The sequence below is a fragment of the Aquibium microcysteis genome, from assembly GCF_014495845.1.
Lineage (GTDB): Bacteria > Pseudomonadota > Alphaproteobacteria > Rhizobiales > Rhizobiaceae > Aquibium > Aquibium microcysteis.
This window is the reverse complement of the sequence record NZ_CP061080.1, coordinates 5,449,185-5,468,032: the sequence shown is the minus strand read 5'-3', so window position 1 is coordinate 5,468,032 and position 18,848 is coordinate 5,449,185. Positions and strand designations below refer to the sequence as shown.

Sequence of the window (18,848 nt, the reverse complement as noted above, 5' to 3'; positions counted from 1 at the left end):
GGTCCCCTCATGGCAGGCACGGGCAGGACAGGCGGTGTTTCCGGGCCAGCCGGGAGATTGCTTCAGGACGGGGTTCTGATCCTCACGATCCTCGTCGGCATCGGGGTGGTCGCCATGTCGGTGTACGTGGCCTTCCGCGACATGCACGTCTTCCCCTACTGGGACATGGGCGGGGTTTTCCACGCCCTGTTCGCGATGCCGCTTCGCGACTTCTTCATCTTCCGCGACAACGAGCATCTGCCCATTGCCGTGATGCCGCTCTTCCTCGCGGACGCAGAACTGTTCCGCGCCCGCGGCATTTCGCTCGTGGCGGGAATTCTGCTTCTGAACGCCCTGATCGTGTGGCTGCTGGCGGACGAGTACCGTCGGCATGCGCCGCGCTCCAGGCGGGTTCTCGCGATGGTGTCTGCGCTGTTCGCCGCCAACATGTTCTGGCTGATCCATCAGGAGAACCTGATCTGGCCGAAACAGATTCACATGTACATGGCGGCCGGCCTCACCCTTCTCGCCTTCCGGGCGCTGATCGGCTTCGAGGGCGAGAAGGGCGGAGCAACCACCTTCCGCCGCGAGCGGCTGATCGCGGTCTGCGTGCTGCTGACTCTGGCGACGTTCTCGTTCGCCTATGGAGCGGTCGGTTGGATCGCGGCGATCCTGTTCGCCCTCAGCCGCCGCTGGCCGTGGCGGCCGTCGTGGATCCTCTTCGCGTCCTTCGCCGTGAACATGGCGGTCTACGCCTTCCTCTACAACACGCGGACGCTCGAGCATCACACGAACCCGCTCCTGGCGATCGGCAAGCCGGTGCAGGTCGCCGAATACCTCGTCCATTACTTCTCCGCGCCCGTCAGCGCGCTCCTGCGCCCGGTCCTGGACGACGGGGCGGCGAAATCGATCTCGCTCGTGGTATCGGCGCTGGCCTGCCTCGCCGCCATCGCCGGTCTCCTGCACGAGGGGCTGACGGGCCGTTCCCGCCCGCGGGAGCGTCTGCCGCAGTTTGCGTGCCTCCTTCTGCTGTTCACGTTCGGCGCGGGGTTGATGACGGCTCTCTCGCGGCTGGATTTCGGAACGGCCCAGTCGCAGGCGCCGCGCTATGCGATCATCCAGGTGCTGTTCTGGAACGGCCTGACACTGCTCTTCGCCGCGCGGTTCGGACACTGGATCCGCCTGCAGGCTGGGGCCCTCACCGGACTCTGCCTCTTCACGAGCATTCTTCTGATCCCTTCCCAGCTCGGCATCGCACGATGGAGCCGGGACCATGCCGAGGATCACTGGACCGCCGTGCTGGCAATCGTCAACGGCGTCGACGACGACCAGATCCTGACCACCCGCATCTTCCCGCAGAAGGACGTCTACGCGGCCGTCGTCCGGGGACTGGCGGTGCGGGGATGGTCGGTATACGCGCGGCCGCAGCCCTGGTGGATCGGGCGTCCCGCACGGACCCTTTTCGCCGACGCGCCTGCGGAACGCTGCATCGGATTCTTCGACGCGGGCAGCGATCTCGGCCGCATCAGGGACGGCAGCTACGTCAACGGCTGGGCCTGGGACGTCGCGGCGCAGAAGCCACCGGAGTGGGTCGTCCTGCTCGACGGCGATGGAACGGTGCGTTCGCTGGCCCGCAGCGGGCTCGTGCGACCGGACGTCGGCGAAGCCCACCCGGCGCTGGCCGGGAGCCGGCCGGGCTGGCGCGGCTATGCGGACCGCACGGACGCGATCTCGCATTACCGCGCCTTCGCCGTCCTGTCCGACGGAGCGACGATCTGTCCGCTCGCAAGCCACGCCGAAGAGACGCCGGGCTGACGGGCGGGGAGGAAGCAGAACGTGAGCACGGAACGAGACACCGGCGACGAGGGCAACGGGATGGTCTTCGTCATCCCCGTCTTCAACGACTGGGACGCCCTGCGGCTGCTGATCCGTGACCTCGGCAGCGCATTGACGGACGAACCGGGGCCGGTCGAGATCCTGATCGTCGATGACGGTTCGACCGAACCGGAAACCGGGCTGGCGGATGCCGTCGCCGCCACGCCCTTCCGCTGCACGCTGCTGAGGCTGGTGCGCAACGTGGGGCACCAGCGGGCGATCGGAATCGGCCTGTGCCATGCGGCGCGCCGTCCGGCGGGGATCATCGTCGTCATGGACGGTGACGGTGAGGATCGGCCTGCCGACGTTCCCCGGCTGTTGCGCGCGCTCGGGGAAAATCCGGGAAGCATCGTCGTGGCCGAGCGGGGGCGGCGCAGCGAGGGACTGCGGTTCACGCTGTTCTATCACCTGTATCGACGGCTGTTTTCTCTCCTGACCGGGACATCCATCTCCTTCGGCAACTTCAGCGCCATGGATGTCGGCGCCGCCCGCCGGCTGACGTCGATGCATGAACTTCTGCTGCACGTGCCGGCGACCATGCTGCGGTCGCGCTGCCGCATCGTCCGCGTCGCGGCCGACAGGGGAAGGCGCTATGCGGGACGCTCCAGGATGAGCCTCGTTTCGCTTGTCGTTCATGGACTGAGTTCGGTCGCGGTGTTCAGCGAGCGCGCCTTCACGCGCATCCTGCTGTTTTCGGCCGGCGTCTTCGCCCTCTCGGCGGTCGCGACGGTCGCGGCGGTCCTTCTGAAGCTGGCGGGCATGGCAACGCCGGGCTGGGCGACGACGGTGGCCGGGATCCTGATGGTCGTCCTCGTCCAGAATGCCGCGGTGGCGCTCGGCGGGCTCTTCGTCGTCCTGAACAACGACCGCGACATGGCCAAGATGCCGCGCGACCTCGCCGATGTCTTCGTCGCCGAGACGGTGCCTATCGCGGGCGGGGGGGAAAGACGAACCTCTCGTTGAGGAGGAAGGTCAGGGCGGGCGCGACCGTCAGCGCGAGCGCCAGGGGTATCAGGTAGTGAAGGCCCAGAAGCCTCTCGAGAACGAACATCGTCAGCGTGTTGAAGCCCATGATCGCGCCATAGACGAGCAGGAAGCGCGGGATTTGCTCCCGATGGCGGCCGGGGGACGAGAACGTCCAGAAGGTGTTGCCCAGGTACGAGGTCGTCACGCCGACAACCGTGCCCAGGACCATCGCGAGCGTAGCGTCGGCCGACAGGGCGCTGACGAGCACGACGGTCGTCGCAGCATGCACGGCCGTGGCAGTGACGCCTACGGCTGCGAAGCGCAGGACCCGTCCTGCGCGAAGCCCCGGCCACCCCTGACGTCGTTCCCTGCCGGACAATCGACTTCCCTTTCCCTGAGAGGCGCACGGACGACGATCGGACGCGGCGGGCCCCCATCCTGCCCGGCGACCACCCGATCCTTCGGTCCGGCACGACGGGCGCCGGATCACCTCTTCAACCCGAAATCCTCGGAATCCATCGTCAGGTTCGGCGAGTAGAACGGATCGGCCGCGAGCTGCGCCGCCCAGCGTTGCTTCATCTGCGCGTTCTCGCGATCGAACCGCGCCCGCTTCTCCGGCGTGTCCTCGGGGCCACGCGAGGGGCTTTCGTGATGGTAGAGCTCGGCGAACGGCGTCCAGACGTTGTCGTAGCCGGCGGCGCGTACGCGCAGGCAGAAGTCGACGTCGTTGAACGCGACCTCGAAGCTGACCTCGTCGAGCCCTCCAACCTCGTCATAGACGGTACGGCGGACGAGCAGACAGGCGCCGGTCACCGCAGACAGGTTCTGCAGGACCCGGGCGCGCGAGAAATAGCCGTTTTCGCCGCGCGGCAGATATTTGTGCGAATGGCCGGCCACTCCGCCGAGGCCGAGGATCACGCCGGCGTGCTGGATGGTCTCGTCGGGGAAATAGAGCTTGGCGCCGACGCAGCCGACCCGGTCGAGCTGTGCCCAGGAAACCATCTCGTCCAGCCAGTCCGGGGTGATGACCTCGACGTCGTTGTTGACGAGGCCGATGATCTCCCCGCGCGCATGGCGCACGGCCTCGTTGTTGATGGCCGAATAGTTGAACGGATGCGGGTAGCGGACGATGCGAAGGTTGGGGTGGCTGGCGATCTCGTCGAAATAGGCGAAGGTCTCGGCCTGCTCCGAATTGTTGTCCACGACGATGATCTCGAAGGGCTGGTAGGTGGTCTTCTCGAGGATCGAACCCACGGCGACCCGAAGCAGGTCGACGCGGTCGCGCGTGGGAATGATCAGGGTGACGAGCGGCGCCGGCTGCCGAATGGCATGGCGGACGCGATAGAATGGCAGTCCGGGGATCCGGATCGCGCGCGCATCCGGCGTCGTACGCGAAAGATGTCCCTCGAGCGCGCGCAATCCGTTCCGGCAGGCGTAATCCTTCTCCGATCCGGCGAGCGCGGTCGATCCCGTCGTCGCCCGCCAGTGATACAGGACTTTCGGGACGTGCACGATCCGCTCGGGAGCGACCTGCTCGACGATCCGCAGGACGAGGTCATAGTCCTGCGCGCCCTCGAAGCCCGGCCGCCAGCCGCCGACCGCGCGGACGAGATCGGCCCGGCAGACCGTCAGGTGATTGAAATAGTTCATCGACCGTAGAAGCTCGGGCGAATGGTCCGGCTTGAAGTGCGGATCGAAGCGGCGACCCGAGCCGTCGATCTTGTCCTCGTCGCTGTAGATCAGCGCAGCATCCGGGCGTGCGGCGATGGCGAGCGCGATTTCGGCGAGGGCGTTCGGTGCGAGTACGTCGTCGTGATCGAGCATCGCGATCCACTGGCCGGTGGCGAGCGCGAAGGCGTCGTTCGTCGCGCGGCTGATCTGCCCGTTGCCGGCGCGATGCACGACCCTGATGCGCCGGTCCCTCGCCGCCCAGCGGTCGAGCTGCGGCCGGATGTGCCTGCTCTTCGACCCGTCATTGGCGATGCAGAGTTCCCAGTCGCCATACACCTGGGCCAGAACAGACCGGATCGCCTCGTCGAGAAGCTCCCGAGGCGTTTCGTAGACCGGCATCAGAACGCTGATCAGGGGCTTCGACGGCAAGGCGGAAACGCTGCGGGTCAGCGAAAGACGATCGTGCGCGTCATCGTAGTCGAACCGCTCGATCCAGCGATCGTAGCCGGCCGTCTTCTCCTGTCGTGGCCAGAAGCGGTTCAGATCGATGAAATCCCGTGCCCGCTTCACCCTCGCATAGTCTCGCCACAGCGCGACGAAGGGCGCGAGCCGCCACTCCGCCTGATGCAGCGCCGAGAGGAACAGGCCCGGAAAACGCCGGTAGTGGGGGAGCCTGTCGATCCTGATCGAGGTCCAGCGGATCTCGTCCGACCCGCAGGCCATCTGGAGCCGGATCGAATCGAAGGGCAGACGCGCGAGAAACCGCCCTTCGTAGACGTTGCCGGTGCCGCCGATGCGGGTCAGACCGGCCGACTGCTGGCGTGAGAAGGCATGGTCCCGGGCGACGAAGACATACGGGCGGACGGGAACACCGGAGCTCAGCGTCGCGACGATCCGGTACCATCCCGACGGCAGCGTCGCGAAATCGAAATCCACTCCACTCCCGTCTCCCGGGCGCGGTTCGGCCCGACCACCGGGAGAACGGGAACCGGAGGAGTCCCGCTGCACGAGGTCGAGCACGAGGCCCCGCATGCGGCGCCGGCGACCGGCTGGAGTGGAACCCGAAACCGCGACCCGAACGTCGCGGTGCGCCCCGCCCCCGGCCTCCGGCTGCGTCAAGATTTGCTCCCATGCGATGAAGCCGACATGTGCATGCGTCCGTTGATCCCACAGCGCCAAGGCCGTAGCCGAACCCGCGAATTCCGACAAGATCGACGCTCCGCAGCCGAATTTCCTAGCGGCGGATCGAGCGTATCGCAACCGCTCCTGCAACCTATTCGCGCAGTTTCCGCATCGTCACCCGTTGCCTTGCGGGCGATGATCTGCAAAGGCAAGGTATGGACATGCGGCCGGCAGCGAGGCAAGTGACGGCGCCGGACCGCTTGATGACGGTGTAACGCGTGGCGGAGTCGATACCGTTGAAAGACTTTCTGCAACGGTTCCTGAGGATCGAGAACACCCTGCTCGTCCGGCTGTTCCAGGACAGTTTCCGCAAGCAGTTGAAATGGTATGCGTTCGCCATGGCCGGCATGGTGGTGACGGCCGCAATGACCGCCTCGACGGCCTTCATCATGCGCGAGATCGTCAACGGCGTCGTCGTCGATCGGGACGTGGTCAAGACGATGGCCGTCGCCGGGGCCGTGGCGCTGATCTTCATCGTGAAGGGGGCCAGCACCTATCTGCAGACGGTCTTTCTCAGCCGGGCCGGCAACCGGATCATCGCGGAAAACCAGCGCAAGGTGTTCGACCGCATCATCCGCAGCGACCTGACCTTCATCCAGAGCAAGGCGACCTCGGACCTCCTGCTGCGCGTCACGCATGCCGCGCAGGCCGCGCGCAGCGTCATCGACACGATCGTCCTGTCCTTCGTCCGCGACACCTTCACCATCATCGGGCTGGTGGTCGTGATGGTCATCCAGCAGCCGCTCCTGTCGACGCTGGCCCTCGTTCTCGGCCCGCTCGCGCTGATAGGAACGCGGCTCCTGATCTCCAGGGTGCGCAAGATCATGGAAATGGAGATGGCCTCGCTGGGCGAGATCATCCGCGTGGTGCAGGAAGCGACCACCGGCTTCCGGGTGGTCAAATCCTACGGCCTGGAGCCGGTGCTCACGCGCGACATGGACAGGTCGATCAGTGCGGTGGAGAAACGGGCGAACGCGATCACGCGCATCGAGGCCGCCACCTCGCCGCTGATGGAGACGCTCGCCGGCATCGCGATCGCCGGAGCCATCGCGCTCAGCGCGATCGCGGTCATCCAGAACGGCAACAGTCCGGGCGCGCTCGTCTCCTTCATGACCGCGCTGCTCCTGACCTACGAACCCGCCAAGCGGCTGGCGCGCATGCGCGTGCAGATCGAGGCCAACATGGTGGGCGTGAGGATGCTGTTCGAGATCCTCGATCACCCGATCGAGCTGAAGGAGGCGCCGGACGCCATCGACCTCCCCGCGGGGCCGGGCGTGATCCGGCTGGAAAAGCTCGGCTTCTCCTATCGCGGCGGGCCGGCGATCCTGACGGGGCTCGACCTCAGCTTCGAACCCGGCAAGGTCACGGCGCTGGTGGGTCCGTCGGGCGCCGGAAAATCGACCATCATCAACCTGATCATGCGGCTCTACGATCCGGACGAAGGGCGGGTGACGGTGGACGGCCACGACATCGCAAAGGTCACGTTCGCGTCCCTGCGCCGGCGCATTTCCTACGTGGGGCAGGATCCGTTCCTCTTCGCCGGCACGATCCGCCACAACATCGCGCTCGGGAACGAGGAGGCGAGCGAGGAGCAGATCGTGGAGGCCGCGAAGGCGGCGAGCGCGCACGGGTTCATCATGTCGCTGCCCAATGGCTACGATACCGACGTCGGCGAGAACGGGCGCAACCTGTCGGGCGGACAGAAGCAGCGCATCACGGTCGCCCGCGCCTTCCTTCGCAACAGCGAAATCCTCATCCTTGACGAAGCGACGAGTTCGCTGGATTCCGAATCGGAAGCGGGCATCCGCGCCGCCATCGAGCAGCTGGCGCATGGACGCACGACGATCACCATCGCGCACCGCCTGTCGACGGTGGCGCGCGCGGACCACATCATCGTGATCGAGGAGGGCCGGGTGGTCGAGCAGGGTCCGCCCGCCGAACTGCTGCGCAGCGATGGCGCCTATCGCCGCCTCTACACCTACCAGCTCCTTCCCGATGCCGGACCGGTGGCCAACGTGACGGGAGTGGCGGGAGCGTGACCGGCGCCAGTCCGATGCCCCCACCCCGGCCCCATCCGAAAGGCGGGGAGCCTTACGCTGCGCCATCGCCGTCGCGGGCAAGGCCGCAATGAACGCGAGAGCGCCCGCCCTGGCGGACAGGATCTCCATCGTCTGCGTCACCCATGAGAGCGGCGGCGTGGTCGGCGATCTCCTGGAGAGCGTCGCCCGTCGCTGCCCGGTCGTTCTCGTCGACAATGCGAGCTCAGACGCCGCAGCGGTCGCCGATCTCGCCAGGCGAACCGGTGCGACGCTGATCCACGGCGCGCGCAATGTCGGCTTCGGCGCGGCCTGCAACCGGGGCTGCGCCGCGACCTCGACCGAGTTCGTGTTCTTCGTGAACCCGGACGCCCGCCTCGTCGATGGCGCGCTCGAGGAATTGCTCCGCGCCTTCGACCGCTACCCGGCCTGCGTGGCGGCGAGCCCCCGCCTCGTCGACCGCGACGGACGCTCCGCCTTCAAGGGACGCAGCGTGCTGCTGCCGCAGTCGCAATGGATCGCCGAACCGGACGACGACGGCGTCGTGCCGGTGCTCAGCGGCGCGGCGCTGTGCGTGCGCCGCGGGTCCTTCGAGGCCGTCGGCCGGTTCGACGAGCGGATATTCCTCTACCACGAGGACGACGACCTCAGCATCCGGCTGCGCGCGGCAGGGGGGGAGCTGCGGCTGGTCCGCAACGCGACGGTGGTGCATGCCGGCGGCATGGGCTCGGGCCGTTCGGTGGCGATCGCGCGGCGGAAGGGCTGGTGGATGGGCCGGTCGAGGGTCTATGCCGCACGCAAGCATGGCGTGCCCCGCGCCGTGACCGCAGCGATCGCGACGGCGGCGCTTCAGTGCCTCAACCCCGAAGTCCTGTGGTCGCCCGTCAGGCGCGCCAAGCAGTGGGCTTTCCTCCGGGGCGTGATCGAGGAAGCGAGGAACCCTGCGACGCGCGGCGAGGAAGGCTCCGCGTGATGCCCGACCGACGCAAGCTGCGGCGCGAGTTCGACCGGGTGCGGCGGCAGCTGGCGGCGATTCCTGCGGTCGCGGAGGAATATCTCCTGGCGACCCGCCGGCACGACCGCGACCTGCGCCCGCTGCAGCTCCGGACCGCCGGCGCGGTGCCGCGCAGGGACAAGGCTGCCGTCTTCGTGATCTTTCCGCGGCACGGCGTGCAGTCCAGCCATCTCCAAAGCCTTCGCTACATCGCGTCGCGCGGCTATTCGCCGGTGACGGTGAGCAATCTTCCGCTCGAGGCGGCCGACCGGAACGCACTGGCGGAACTGAGTACATTGCTCATCGAGCGGTCGAACTTCGGCTATGATTTCGGTGCCTACCGGGAAGGCGTCCTGTCGCTCGCCGACGACCTTCCGCGGCTGCGGCGTCTGGTGCTTCTCAACGATTCCTGCTGGTTTCCGCTTCCCGGTTCGCGCGACTGGCTGACGCTGGCCGAGGAGAGCGGGTTCGACTATGCGGGTGCGGCGAGCAACTACGCGATCGACCCGCCCGACGTCGCGCGGTTCGAAAGCCTGTCCTGGTCGCAGGACAGGACGAGGCGCAGCTTTCACTACTGCTCCTTCGCGATCTCCCTGTCGGCTGCGCTGATCGCCGATCCCGCCTTCCTCCGGTTCTGGCGAGGCTTCCGCCTGTCGGACGTCAAGTCGCGGACGGTGCGGCGCGGCGAAATCGGGCTGACGCAATGGGCGATCCGGCGCGGTCACCGGCACGGCTCGATCTTCGACGTCGACCACCTCGACCGCGATCTCGCGCGCCTCGACGACGCGGCGCTGCGCCGCCATGTCGGCCAGGTCATCATTCCCGAGCATACCGTGCTGCGCGACATGTTCGCGACGATCCTCGCAGACGACGCGGCCGGCATGGTGCCACGCCGGACCCTGGAGAAGCTGTTCCTCATGGCTGTCGCACGGCAGGGGATGGCCTATACCATTCCCGGCTACCTGCACGAGACGGCCGGCTATCCCTTCCTGAAGAAATCGCCGGTCTGGCTCGACCCCGTCGCGCGAGAGCAGACGATCCGGTTCGTCGAGGGGCTCGGCGCCGAGGCTTCCGGGATGCTGGCGGAGATCGCGGCCATCGTCCGCGACCGCGGGCTGGATGGCGGCGCACGGCGGTAGCGACGGTTCACCGCGCCGCGGGCCGGGAAGGCGGGAAGCGCCGCTCCCGCCTCCAAAACGACAAAAGCCGCGGAAGACCGCGGCTTTTGTCCTGACGAGAAACTGGAGCGGGCGAAGGGATTCGAACCCTCGACCCCAACCTTGGCAAGGTTGTGCTCTACCCCTGAGCTACACCCGCTCGCGCGGCTCGTCGCCGCAAGTGACGGCTATATGGCCGAACTGTTCGGCGATTGCAACAGGGAAAAACGGGTCTCCGTCGGGTTGCCGGCGCATTTTTCGGTGGGCGCCGATGCCCGCGAGGAGGTCCGTTCCGGCGGCTGCGACGGAGTGCCGGCCCGTCGCGTATTGGACGTCAGGGCAGGACGGGGCGGGATGGAGGCTGTCCTGCACCGGATCACCTCGCGGAGTGGGCGAGGCGGCCGTCGAAAGGCGGCGGCATCCGGAAACTTCCTGCGCCGTCTCGCCTGCCGGTGGCGGCGAGGCACGGATCCCGGATACGCGCCGTCTCGCTCCGCTCGACGCCGCGTTCCGGGATGACGAAGGCGGGGGGAGGCGCGACCGGAGGGTCCGTGGGCCAGGCTTCGCGCTCGTGGCGGTCGCGGTCCACCTTCGCGGCGCCCCTTTCACCTTCGTCATCCTCGGGCGGAGCAGGCCGAAGGCCGTCGCGCAGACCCGAGGATCCATGCCTCGGCCGATGTCGAAAGGCGGGACGACGACGAAAGGCGGCGGCGTCCCCGAAGCTTCGGCGAGGGCACGTGTTCCGGCGCGGCGAGGCATGGATCCCGGATACGCGCGGTCTCGCTCCGCTCGACGTCGCGTTCCGGGATGACGAAGGCGGGGGGAGGCGCGATCGGAGGGCGTTGGGTCCGACTTGCGTCCTGCTCGTGGCGGTCGCGGTCCACCTCCGCGGCGCCCCTTTTCACCTTCGTCATCCTCGGGCGGAGCAGGCCGAAGGTCGTCGCGCAGACCCGAGGATCCATGCCTCGGCCGGTGTCGAAAGGCGGGACGACGATGAAAGACGGCGGCGTCCGGGGAACCTCCTGCACCGTCTCGCCTGCCGGTGGCGGCGAGGCATGGATCCCGGATACGCGCGGTCTCGCTCCGCTCGACGTCGCGTTCCGGGATGACGAAGGCGGGGGGAGGCGCGATCGGAGGGCGTTGGGTCCGACTTGCGTCCTGCTCGTGGCGGTCGCGGTCCACCTCCGCGGCGCCCCTTTTCACCTTCGTCATCCTCGGGCGGAGCAGGCCGAAGGCCGTCGCGCAGACCCGAGGATCCATGCCTCGGCGGATGTCGACAGGCGGGACGACGATGAAAGACGGCAGCGTCCCCGAAGCTTCGGCGAGGGCACGTGTTCCGGCGCGGCGAGGCATGGATCCCGGATACGCGCCGTCTCGCTCCGCTCGACGTCGCGTTCCGGGATGACGAAGGCGGGGGGAGGCGCGATCGGAGGGCGTTGGGTCCGACTTGCGTCCTGCTCGTGGCGGTCGCGGTCCACCTTCGCGGCGCCCCTTTCACCTTCGTCATCCTCGGGCGGAGCAGGCCGAAGGCCGTCGACGCCGCGTTCCGGGATGACGAAGGCGGGGGGAGGCGCGGACGTGGCGCATCCTGGACGAAGCCGATCATCAGCGGCGGGCGGCGGGCCTGTTTCCGCCGCCAGCCGCATGCCGGCTCAGAAGACCGGCGGGTAGGGACGGCCGCCGCGGTCGAGCGTGATCCAGCGGGTCTCGGTGAAGGTTTCCAGCGACCAGCGGCCGCCATGCTTGCCGACGCCCGAGGCCTTGAAGCCGCCGAAAGGCACGTGCGGCTCGTCGTTCACCGAGGAGCAGTTGATGTGGCAGTTGCCGGTGTCGAGCTGGCCGACGATGGCGAGCCCCCTGCCCTCGTCGCGCGTCATGACGCCCGCCGACAGCCCGTATTCCGAATCATTGGCGATCTGGATCGCCTCCTCGTCGGTGCGGAACGGGATGACCGGCACGACGGGGCCGAAGGTCTCGTCCTGGTAGAGCTTCATGTCGGGCGTGACGCCGGTGAGGATCGTCGGCTCGACGAAGCGGCCCTCGATCTTGCCGCCGAGCACGACCTTCGCCCCCTTGGCGATCGCGTCGTCGAGCTGTTCCTTCACCTTGGCGACCTGCTTGTCGTTGATGAGCGGGCCGATGACGTGCTCCTTGCTCCTGGTCGGGTCGCCGACCTTGAGCTTGGCCGCCCGCTCGACGAAGCGCTTGAGGAAGTCGTCGAAGATCTTCTCGTGGACGAGCACCTTCTCGACAGACATGCAGATCTGGCCCTGGTGCATGAAGGAGCCGAAATTGGCGGCCTGGGTGGCGCGCTCCATGTCGGCATCGTCGCAGACGATGAGCGAATCCTTGCCGCCGAGCTCGACGCAGCATTTCTTGAGATGGGCGCCCGCCTTGGCGGCGATCTGGCGGCCGACGGCGGTGGAGCCGGTGAACGAGATGCCCTTGACGTAGGGATGCTCGATCAGTTCGTCGCCCACTTCCTGGACGTTGTCGCGCGAGCAGGTGACGACGTTGAGCACGCCCTTGGGCAGGCCGGCCTCCTCGAAGATCTCCGCAAACAGCAAGCCGCCAAGATAGGGCGTCTCCTCCGAGGGCTTGAGCACGACCGTGTTGCCGGCGACCAGCGGGAACAGGAAGCCGCGGGCGGTGAGGATGCAGGGGAAGTTCCACGGGCTGATGACCGAGACGACGCCCATGGGCCGGCGCACCGCCATCGACACCTTGCCGTATTCGGACGGCATCACCTCGCCGGTCGAATTCCAGACCGACGCGGCGGCGGCGTGGAAGATTTCGGTCGTGTAGCCGGTCTCGAACATGCCCTTGCCGAACCAGCCGCCGCCTTCGGCCTGGATGGCGTCGACGATCTCCATGCGCCGGCGCTCCCAGATCTCGGCCGCCTTGTGCAGCACGTGGGCGCGCTTGGAGAAGGGAAGCTGCGACCAGGCCGGGAAGGCGGCATGGGCGGCCTCGATGGCGGCGGCTGCCTCGGCCCGGCCGGAATCCGGAACCTCGGCCCAGACCGACCCGTCGGCGGGGTTCAGGTCCTTGAACGTCTTGCGGGTGGCGGACCAGCCGCCGCCGATATACGTGCCCTCGAATACGCGAGCCATGTTCAAGCCTCCTTGCGCTTCTTCCGCTTCCTGGGGGTGGAAGCATCGTTGAAATTGTCCGATTTCTTCGTGCGGCGGATCTCGACCGCCGCGGCGACCGGGACGTACCCATCGACGCCGGCCGCGATGTCGGCATCCGGCGCTTCGTCGACCGCGGGCTCGACGACCGGCTGCGACGGCGCTGCGGGTTCCTCGGCCGGCGGCGGCGGCGCAGCAGGCAACGTGAAGGCGACGAGCGCCTTGCGGCGCGACGCCACATGCGCGGCCTGGATTGCGGCGGCTCGGGCAGCGAGACCGGCCGGGTCGGGCATGACGACACGCGGCGCCGGCGCCTCGGCCGGCCGCGCCGTCTCGTCATCCACTGCAAAGCGGGCGCTGTTGTGGCCGATCAGGCCGTGGCTGGCGGTGGGGCGCTGCCCGCGCGCGGTTGGCGCGTCGGGCCCGCGCGCCGGCGCGACCTCCGGACGCGGCTGGAAGGCGGACGGCATCGCGGAGGCCTTGCGGCGCGCCTCCACATGGGCCGACAGCCGCTCGCCGGCGCTTCGTGCCAGCGCCACGGAATCCTTCGACAGACGGCGCAGGTCGGCCGGCTGCGCGCGGCCGGCCGGCCCGCGTTCGAGTTCGGCGTCGAGCCGGGCCCAGGCGTCGGCGCCGGCACCGGCGTCGAAGCGGCCTTCGAAGGCGCTGGGCTGGCGCATCCGGGCGCGCAGGGCGCGGACATAGGCGGCCTGGATGCGGGCGGCGCGGGCGGCGAAGAGATCGGCGTCGAGGCCGAGCCGGTGCGCGTCGCTCGACACCGGGCGGGTGGGCGATGCGATCGGCTGCGCCTGCGCCAGCTCGGCCCAGGGGTCGGTGCCCGCCTTCGGATCGTAGCGCCCGGCGAAGGCACTCGGCACGGCGGTGTCGCGGCGCAGCGCCCGCACGAAGGCGGCCTGCACGCGGCCTGCCCGGCCGGCGATGTCGCCGATCGCGCCGCGCCAGGCGGCGGGGTCGAGCGGCAGCTTCAGCGCCGGCGGCAGCTTGATCGACGGCAGCAGGCCGGACCCGGCGGCAGCCGGCTTCGGTGCGGCCTTGGCGCCGCCGCCGAGATAGGCGCTGACGACGGCCGGGTCGGTGGCGAGATCGGCGGCGCGGCCCTCGCCGGTCACGAGGCCGTTCTCGATCAGCACGCCGCGGTCGGCGATGGCCAGGCTCTGGCGGGCGTTCTGCTCGACCATCAGGATGCCGACGCCGGTGGCGGCGACCTGCTTCAGCGAGCGGAACAGTTCCTTGGTGAGCAGCGGCGACAGGCCGAGCGAGGGCTCGTCGAGCATCAGGATGTCGGGCTTCGACATCAGCGCACGGCCGATCGCCACCATCTGCTGTTCGCCGCCGGACATGGTGCGCGCGATCTGGCGCTTGCGCTCAGCGAGCCGCGGGAACAGCTGGTAGATCAGTTCCAGCGTCGCGTGCTCGTGGCGCCGGGCGCGGTTGGCGAAGGCGCCGAGCTGCAGGTTTTCGGCGACCGTCAGCTCGCCGAAGATACCGCGGCCCTCCGGCACCAGCGCGATGCCCTCCTCGACGATCCGGTGCGGCTTCATGCCGGCAATGGCGCGGCCGTTCATGGCGATCGCCGCGCCCGCCTCGGGCTTGACCATGCCGGCGATGGTCTTCAGCAGCGTCGACTTGCCGGCGCCGTTGGCACCGAGGATGACGCAGATCTCGCCCTTCGAGACCCTGACGCCGACGCCTTCCAGCGCGCGGTGCCGGCCGTAGCTGACGGAGAGGTTCTGCACCTCAAGCATCGTCGTCTCCCAGATAGGCGCGCACGACTTCCGGATCGGACAGGGTCTCCGAGACGGCGCCCTCGGCGATCATCCGGCCCGAGCTCATCACCACGCAGCGGTCGCAGAGCGAGCGGATGGCGTCCATCACGTGCTCGACCATGACGATGGTGCGGCCCTCGCGGCGCAGCTCGTCGATCAGCGAAATTCCGATCTGCAGTTCGCTCGGGTTGAGGCCGGCCAGCCATTCGTCGAGCAGCAGCACGCGCGGATCCGCTGCGAGCGCGCGGGCGAGTTCGACGCGCTTCTGGTCGATATAGGTCATGGCTGCGACGGGCATGTGGGCACGATCGCCGAGGCCGACGCGGTCGAGCAGCACGCGCGCGCGCCGGCGGGCATCCTCGCCCCAGAGCCGGACAAGGCCGAAGACCGCGCCCGACATGACGTTCTCCTCGGCGTCGAGCGAGGGCAGGACGCGCACCAGCTGAAAGGTGCGCGACACGCCCTGCCGGGCGATGGCATGCGCCGGCAGGCCGGAGATGCGCCTGCCGTCGAGCAGGATCTCGCCCGATGTCGGCGGCAGCGCGCCGGAAATCAGGTTCAGCATGGTCGTCTTGCCGGAGCCGTTCGGACCGATCAGACCGAGCAGTTCGCCTTGCTTCACCTCGAAGGAAACGTCGTTGACGGCGACGAGGCCGCCGAAGGCCTTGCGCGCGGCGCGGATGGAGAGGGCGGCGGTCATGCGCGGCGCTCCATCGCGACGACCGGTGCCTTACCCCCACCCCTTACCCCTCCCCTCAGGGGGGAGGGGGATTCTGCACCGTCGGCGCCCCCCTCCCCCTCGTGGGGGGCCGCAGGACGGGCGAGACGAACGGCTCGCCCAGGCGGGGTGAGGCGTGGGGGTGGCCTGCCAGCCATCACGTTCTTCATGCCGGCTTCTCCTTGGCCACCGCGGCGGGGGCGGAGCGCTGCTTCCAGCGGGCCTGCACCTTCTCCAGAAGCCCGGTCACGCCGTGCGGGATCAGGTAGACGATCGCCAGGAAGGCGAGGCCGACCACGATCATGGTGTGGTTGGGGAAGTTGGACGAGATGAAGTCCATGACGATGGTGAAGGGTATGACGCCGACCAGCGGACCCCACAGCCGCCTGGTGCCGCCGAGCAGCGCCATGATGACGACCAGGAAGGAGATCATCGGATTGAAGGCCGAGGGCGGCTCGATGTAGATGTAGCGCGGCGCGGTGATGGCGCCGGCCATGGCGATGAAGGCGCCGGAGATCATGAACAGGATGATCTTCGAGCGCGCCGTATCGATGCCGACATGGCGCGCCACCGTCTCGTCGTTGCCGATGACGGTCATGGCGAAGCCGAGCCGCGAGCGGGCGATCAGGAAGCTGGTCAGGAACACGGCGCCGGTGAGCGCCAGAAGCATCCAGTAGATGTGGCTCTCGGTCATCTCGGTGAAGACGTAGAGGCCCATGGCGGTCGAGACCTTGGTCTGCGTCCAGGTGACGAGCTGGCGCACGAGTTCGGCGAGACCAAAGGTGAAGATGACGAAATAGACGCCCGAGATGCGCAGCGTCGCCGCTCCGACCAGCCCGGCCATGACCGCGCCGATGGCGGCGGCGATGAGCAGGAGCAGCGGATAGGGCAGCACCTCGATGCCGAGGCCGACCGAATAGGTGCCGAGGCCGTAGAAGGCGGCGGTGGCGAGCGAGACGTAGTGGGTCGGCCCCGAAAACAGCGCCCAGGCGGTGCAGAGCGCGGCGTAGAGGACGATGTTGACCGAGATCGACAGGTAGAAGCCCTGGTCGAAGAGCGGCAGCAGGGCCGCAAGCGCGATCAGAGCCGCGCCGATCCCGAGGTTCTTCGTCTCCTGCGGCGTGAGGCCCATCATGTCGGCGCCCTCCCGAAGATGCCCTGCGGCCGGAACAGGAGAACCAGGATGAAGAGGCCGTAGGTGGCGGCCAGCGTCAGGCCCGGATCGATGACACTCGCCACGAAGGTCTCCGCGATGCCGAGAATGAGGGCGGCGAGCACCGCGCCGCGGACGTCTCCGACACCGCCCATGATGACGATGATCAGCGCCTTCATGGTGAAGACGACGCCCATCGAAGCGTTGAAGGTGTAGAAGGTGGACAGGAGCGCACCGCCGCAGGCGGTGAGCGCGCCGCCGAGCGCGAAGGCGAAGGCGGCCGTGCGGGCGACGTCGATCGCCACGAGGTTGGCCGAGTTCGGGTCGACGGCGACGGCGCGCAGGGCGGTTCCCTGGCGGGTGCGGTAGAGGAAGAACCAGAGCCCTCCGGCGATGAGGACCGCGGCGAGGAAGGCGACGACGCGGTTCAGCCCGTAGGAATTGCCGAAGAGATCGAAGCGCTCGGCGAGGAAGGTGTAGGAGCGGTACTCGCCGCCGAAGGCGAGGATCATGAGGCCCTGCAGCAGGAAGAGCAGGCCGAAGGTGGCGAGGATGGAATCCACTTCCAGCTGGCCGCGGTTCTTCGCCCGCTTGACCAGCGGCTGCAGCGCGACCGCATAGATGCCCCAGTTGATGGCGAAGGCGGCGGGCGCGATGAGCAGCAGCCCGACCAGCGGGTTGATCGCGAATCCGGTGTAGAGCCAGAAGGCGACGAAGCAGGCCGCGACCAGCGTCTCGCCATTGCCGAGATTCATGATGCGGGCGACGCCGTACTGCAGCGTGAGGCCGAGCGCGACGAGCGCGTAGGTGCCGCTGAGCAGGATGCCGGTGACGATGATGTTCATCTGGTTGCGATCTGGTCCTGTCTTCGTTCGTCCCGACGGGGAACGCCCCCTCGCATTCCCCGTCCGAAGCCCCTCCCCTCGCCGCGCGGGCGCAGGACGGGCGATCTCGCCTGCGTCAGGCCGTCACTGCCAGGCCGGCTTCTTCACCGGGTCACCGGCCACCGGAAGCCCGTCGGCAGCGACCGCCTTGAAGATGCCGTTCTCCCACTGCCCGACCGTCCAGACGTTCCTGTTGACGTTCTCCGGCATCGAGATCTCGCCGATGATGGTCTGGAAGGTGCCCGTGCGGATGGCGTCGACCACGGCTGCCTTGTCGAGCGTCCCGGCCTTCTCGATGGCCTGGCCGAGAACCTGCAGGCCGGCATAGGTGGTGGCGGAGGCCCAGAAGTCCGGCGTGGCGCCGGTCACTTCCTGGTGCTTGGCGAGGTAGGCCTTGATCTTCTCGTCTTCGGAGTTGACGCCGCCGATACCGAGAACGCCGTTTGCGGCTTCCTTGAAGCGGCCGGCGAAGGCCGGGAAGGCGGTGCCGACGCCGGTGTAGAAGGCGCCGACGTTCAGCCCCTGGACCTGCGCCTGCTCGGTGAGCGCGAAAGTGTCGCCGGGATAGGAGAAGGCCACGAAGGCATCGGGTGCGGCCGCCTTGGCGCCGCTGATCACCGGAGCGAGGTCCTGCGTGCCCAGCGGATAGGAGCTCTCGTAGACGATCTCGAAGCCGGCCGCCGCGAGCGCCGGCTTGGCGGCACCGACGAGCTCGAGACCGAAGGCGTCGGCGACGTTGACCAGCGCGACCTTGTTGCCGATCTCGCCCTTTTCCTTGAGCTTGGTGAGCGCCTGGACCGCGCCGGCCGCGAGCTGGCTCGACGTGCCGAGCATCCAGAACGAGTTCGGCCAGCGCTTGGCGAATTCGGCGACGCCGTCGGTCGCGGCGCTGGTGGTGATGTGCGGATAGCCGTAGCGCGCGATGATCGGCGCGGTGGCGATGTTGAGGCCCGTGGAATAGGGGGTGACGATGAAGTCGACCTTGTCGACCGTGGCGAGACGCTGGATGTTCTTGATCGCCTCCTCGCCGTTGGTCTTGTCGTCATACTCGACGAGTTCGAGCTTCATCTGCTTGTCGCCGACCTTGAGGCCGCCGGCATCGTTCACTTCCTTCATCCAGAGCTGGATGTTGGGCCAGTGGGTGACGGCGGCGCCGCCGGCGAGCGGACCGGATTTCGGCGCGCTGGCGCCGAGCCGGATCACGTCTTGTGCGAAGGCCGGCGCTGCGGCCGCGATCGCCGCCGCGGATGCGGCCAGCGCGATGAATGTACGTCTCAGCATGGTTTCCTCCCTGTTGCCGTTTCGTCTGGTCAGT

13 protein-coding genes and 1 tRNA gene are annotated in these 18,848 nt (G+C 68.3%); 5 read left to right on the top strand and 9 right to left on the bottom strand.

Annotated features, from left to right (window positions below; genetic code table 11):
* Positions 1 to 57 precede the first annotated feature (57 nt).
* Positions 58 to 1,794, top strand: a complete 1,737-nt coding sequence (locus IAI54_RS25750; RefSeq protein WP_187969885.1) for a hypothetical protein — start codon at positions 58 to 60, stop codon at positions 1,792 to 1,794.
* Between the two features lie 21 nt (positions 1,795 to 1,815).
* A complete protein-coding gene (locus IAI54_RS25745; protein ID WP_210321181.1) occupies positions 1,816 to 2,817 on the top strand; it encodes a glycosyltransferase family 2 protein in 1,002 nt (333 codons plus the stop codon).
* On the opposite strand, the gene IAI54_RS25740 is transcribed toward IAI54_RS25745, so the two are convergent.
* Positions 2,780 to 3,088, bottom strand: coding sequence for a GtrA family protein (locus IAI54_RS25740; protein WP_235679173.1), 309 nt, complete (start codon positions 3,086 to 3,088; stop codon positions 2,780 to 2,782). The genes IAI54_RS25745 and IAI54_RS25740 overlap by 38 nt on opposite strands.
* Before the next feature lie 218 nt (positions 3,089 to 3,306).
* The gene (locus IAI54_RS25735) at positions 3,307 to 5,763 is read right to left on the bottom strand and encodes a glycosyltransferase family 2 protein (protein WP_187969883.1); all 2,457 of its coding nucleotides are present in this window, start codon (positions 5,761 to 5,763) and stop codon (positions 3,307 to 3,309) included.
* 158 nt (positions 5,764 to 5,921) lie between these two features.
* Here IAI54_RS25735 and IAI54_RS25730 point away from each other — a divergent pair, with 158 nt between their 5' ends.
* The 3 genes from IAI54_RS25730 to IAI54_RS25720 all read left to right on the top strand — a co-directional run bounded on the left by IAI54_RS25730 (position 5,922) and on the right by IAI54_RS25720 (position 9,842).
* Positions 5,922 to 7,712, top strand: coding sequence for an ABC transporter ATP-binding protein (locus IAI54_RS25730; protein WP_235679454.1), 1,791 nt, complete (start codon positions 5,922 to 5,924; stop codon positions 7,710 to 7,712).
* 88 nt (positions 7,713 to 7,800) lie between these two features.
* Positions 7,801 to 8,682 carry a glycosyltransferase family 2 protein gene (locus IAI54_RS25725; protein ID WP_210321180.1) on the top strand — a complete coding sequence of 294 codons (882 nt, stop codon included), beginning with the start codon at positions 7,801 to 7,803 and terminating at the stop codon, positions 8,680 to 8,682.
* A complete protein-coding gene (locus IAI54_RS25720; RefSeq protein WP_210321179.1) occupies positions 8,682 to 9,842 on the top strand; it encodes a rhamnan synthesis F family protein in 1,161 nt (386 codons plus the stop codon). The genes IAI54_RS25725 and IAI54_RS25720 overlap by 1 nt, the downstream gene beginning before the upstream one ends.
* Before the next feature lie 103 nt (positions 9,843 to 9,945).
* On the opposite strand, the gene IAI54_RS25715 is transcribed toward IAI54_RS25720, so the two are convergent.
* From IAI54_RS25715 to IAI54_RS25685, 7 genes are all read right to left on the bottom strand, one after another.
* Positions 9,946 to 10,020: transfer RNA gene (locus IAI54_RS25715), tRNA-Gly, on the bottom strand.
* A gap of 1,492 nt (positions 10,021 to 11,512) precedes the next feature.
* Positions 11,513 to 12,973 carry an aldehyde dehydrogenase family protein gene (locus IAI54_RS25710; RefSeq protein ID WP_187969881.1) on the bottom strand — a complete coding sequence of 487 codons (1,461 nt, stop codon included), beginning with the start codon at positions 12,971 to 12,973 and terminating at the stop codon, positions 11,513 to 11,515.
* Positions 12,974 to 12,975: 2 nt separating this feature from the next.
* Positions 12,976 to 14,757 (bottom strand): ATP-binding cassette domain-containing protein, encoded by a 1,782-nt coding sequence (locus tag IAI54_RS29225; protein WP_187969880.1) that lies wholly within the window; start codon positions 14,755 to 14,757, stop codon positions 12,976 to 12,978.
* Complete coding sequence (locus IAI54_RS25700) at positions 14,750 to 15,478, bottom strand: ABC transporter ATP-binding protein (RefSeq protein WP_187969879.1); 729 nt, start codon at positions 15,476 to 15,478, stop codon at positions 14,750 to 14,752. Before IAI54_RS25700 ends, IAI54_RS29225 begins: the two co-directional genes overlap by 8 nt.
* Before the next feature lie 184 nt (positions 15,479 to 15,662).
* Entirely contained in the window at positions 15,663 to 16,631 is a 969-nt protein-coding gene (locus IAI54_RS25695) for a branched-chain amino acid ABC transporter permease (RefSeq protein WP_210321178.1), read from the bottom strand.
* Positions 16,628 to 17,494 (bottom strand): branched-chain amino acid ABC transporter permease, encoded by an 867-nt coding sequence (locus IAI54_RS25690; RefSeq protein WP_187969878.1) that lies wholly within the window; start codon positions 17,492 to 17,494, stop codon positions 16,628 to 16,630. Before IAI54_RS25690 ends, IAI54_RS25695 begins: the two co-directional genes overlap by 4 nt.
* A gap of 123 nt (positions 17,495 to 17,617) precedes the next feature.
* A complete protein-coding gene (locus tag IAI54_RS25685; RefSeq protein WP_187969877.1) occupies positions 17,618 to 18,814 on the bottom strand; it encodes an amino acid ABC transporter substrate-binding protein in 1,197 nt (398 codons plus the stop codon).
* Positions 18,815 to 18,848: the final 34 nt, after the last annotated feature.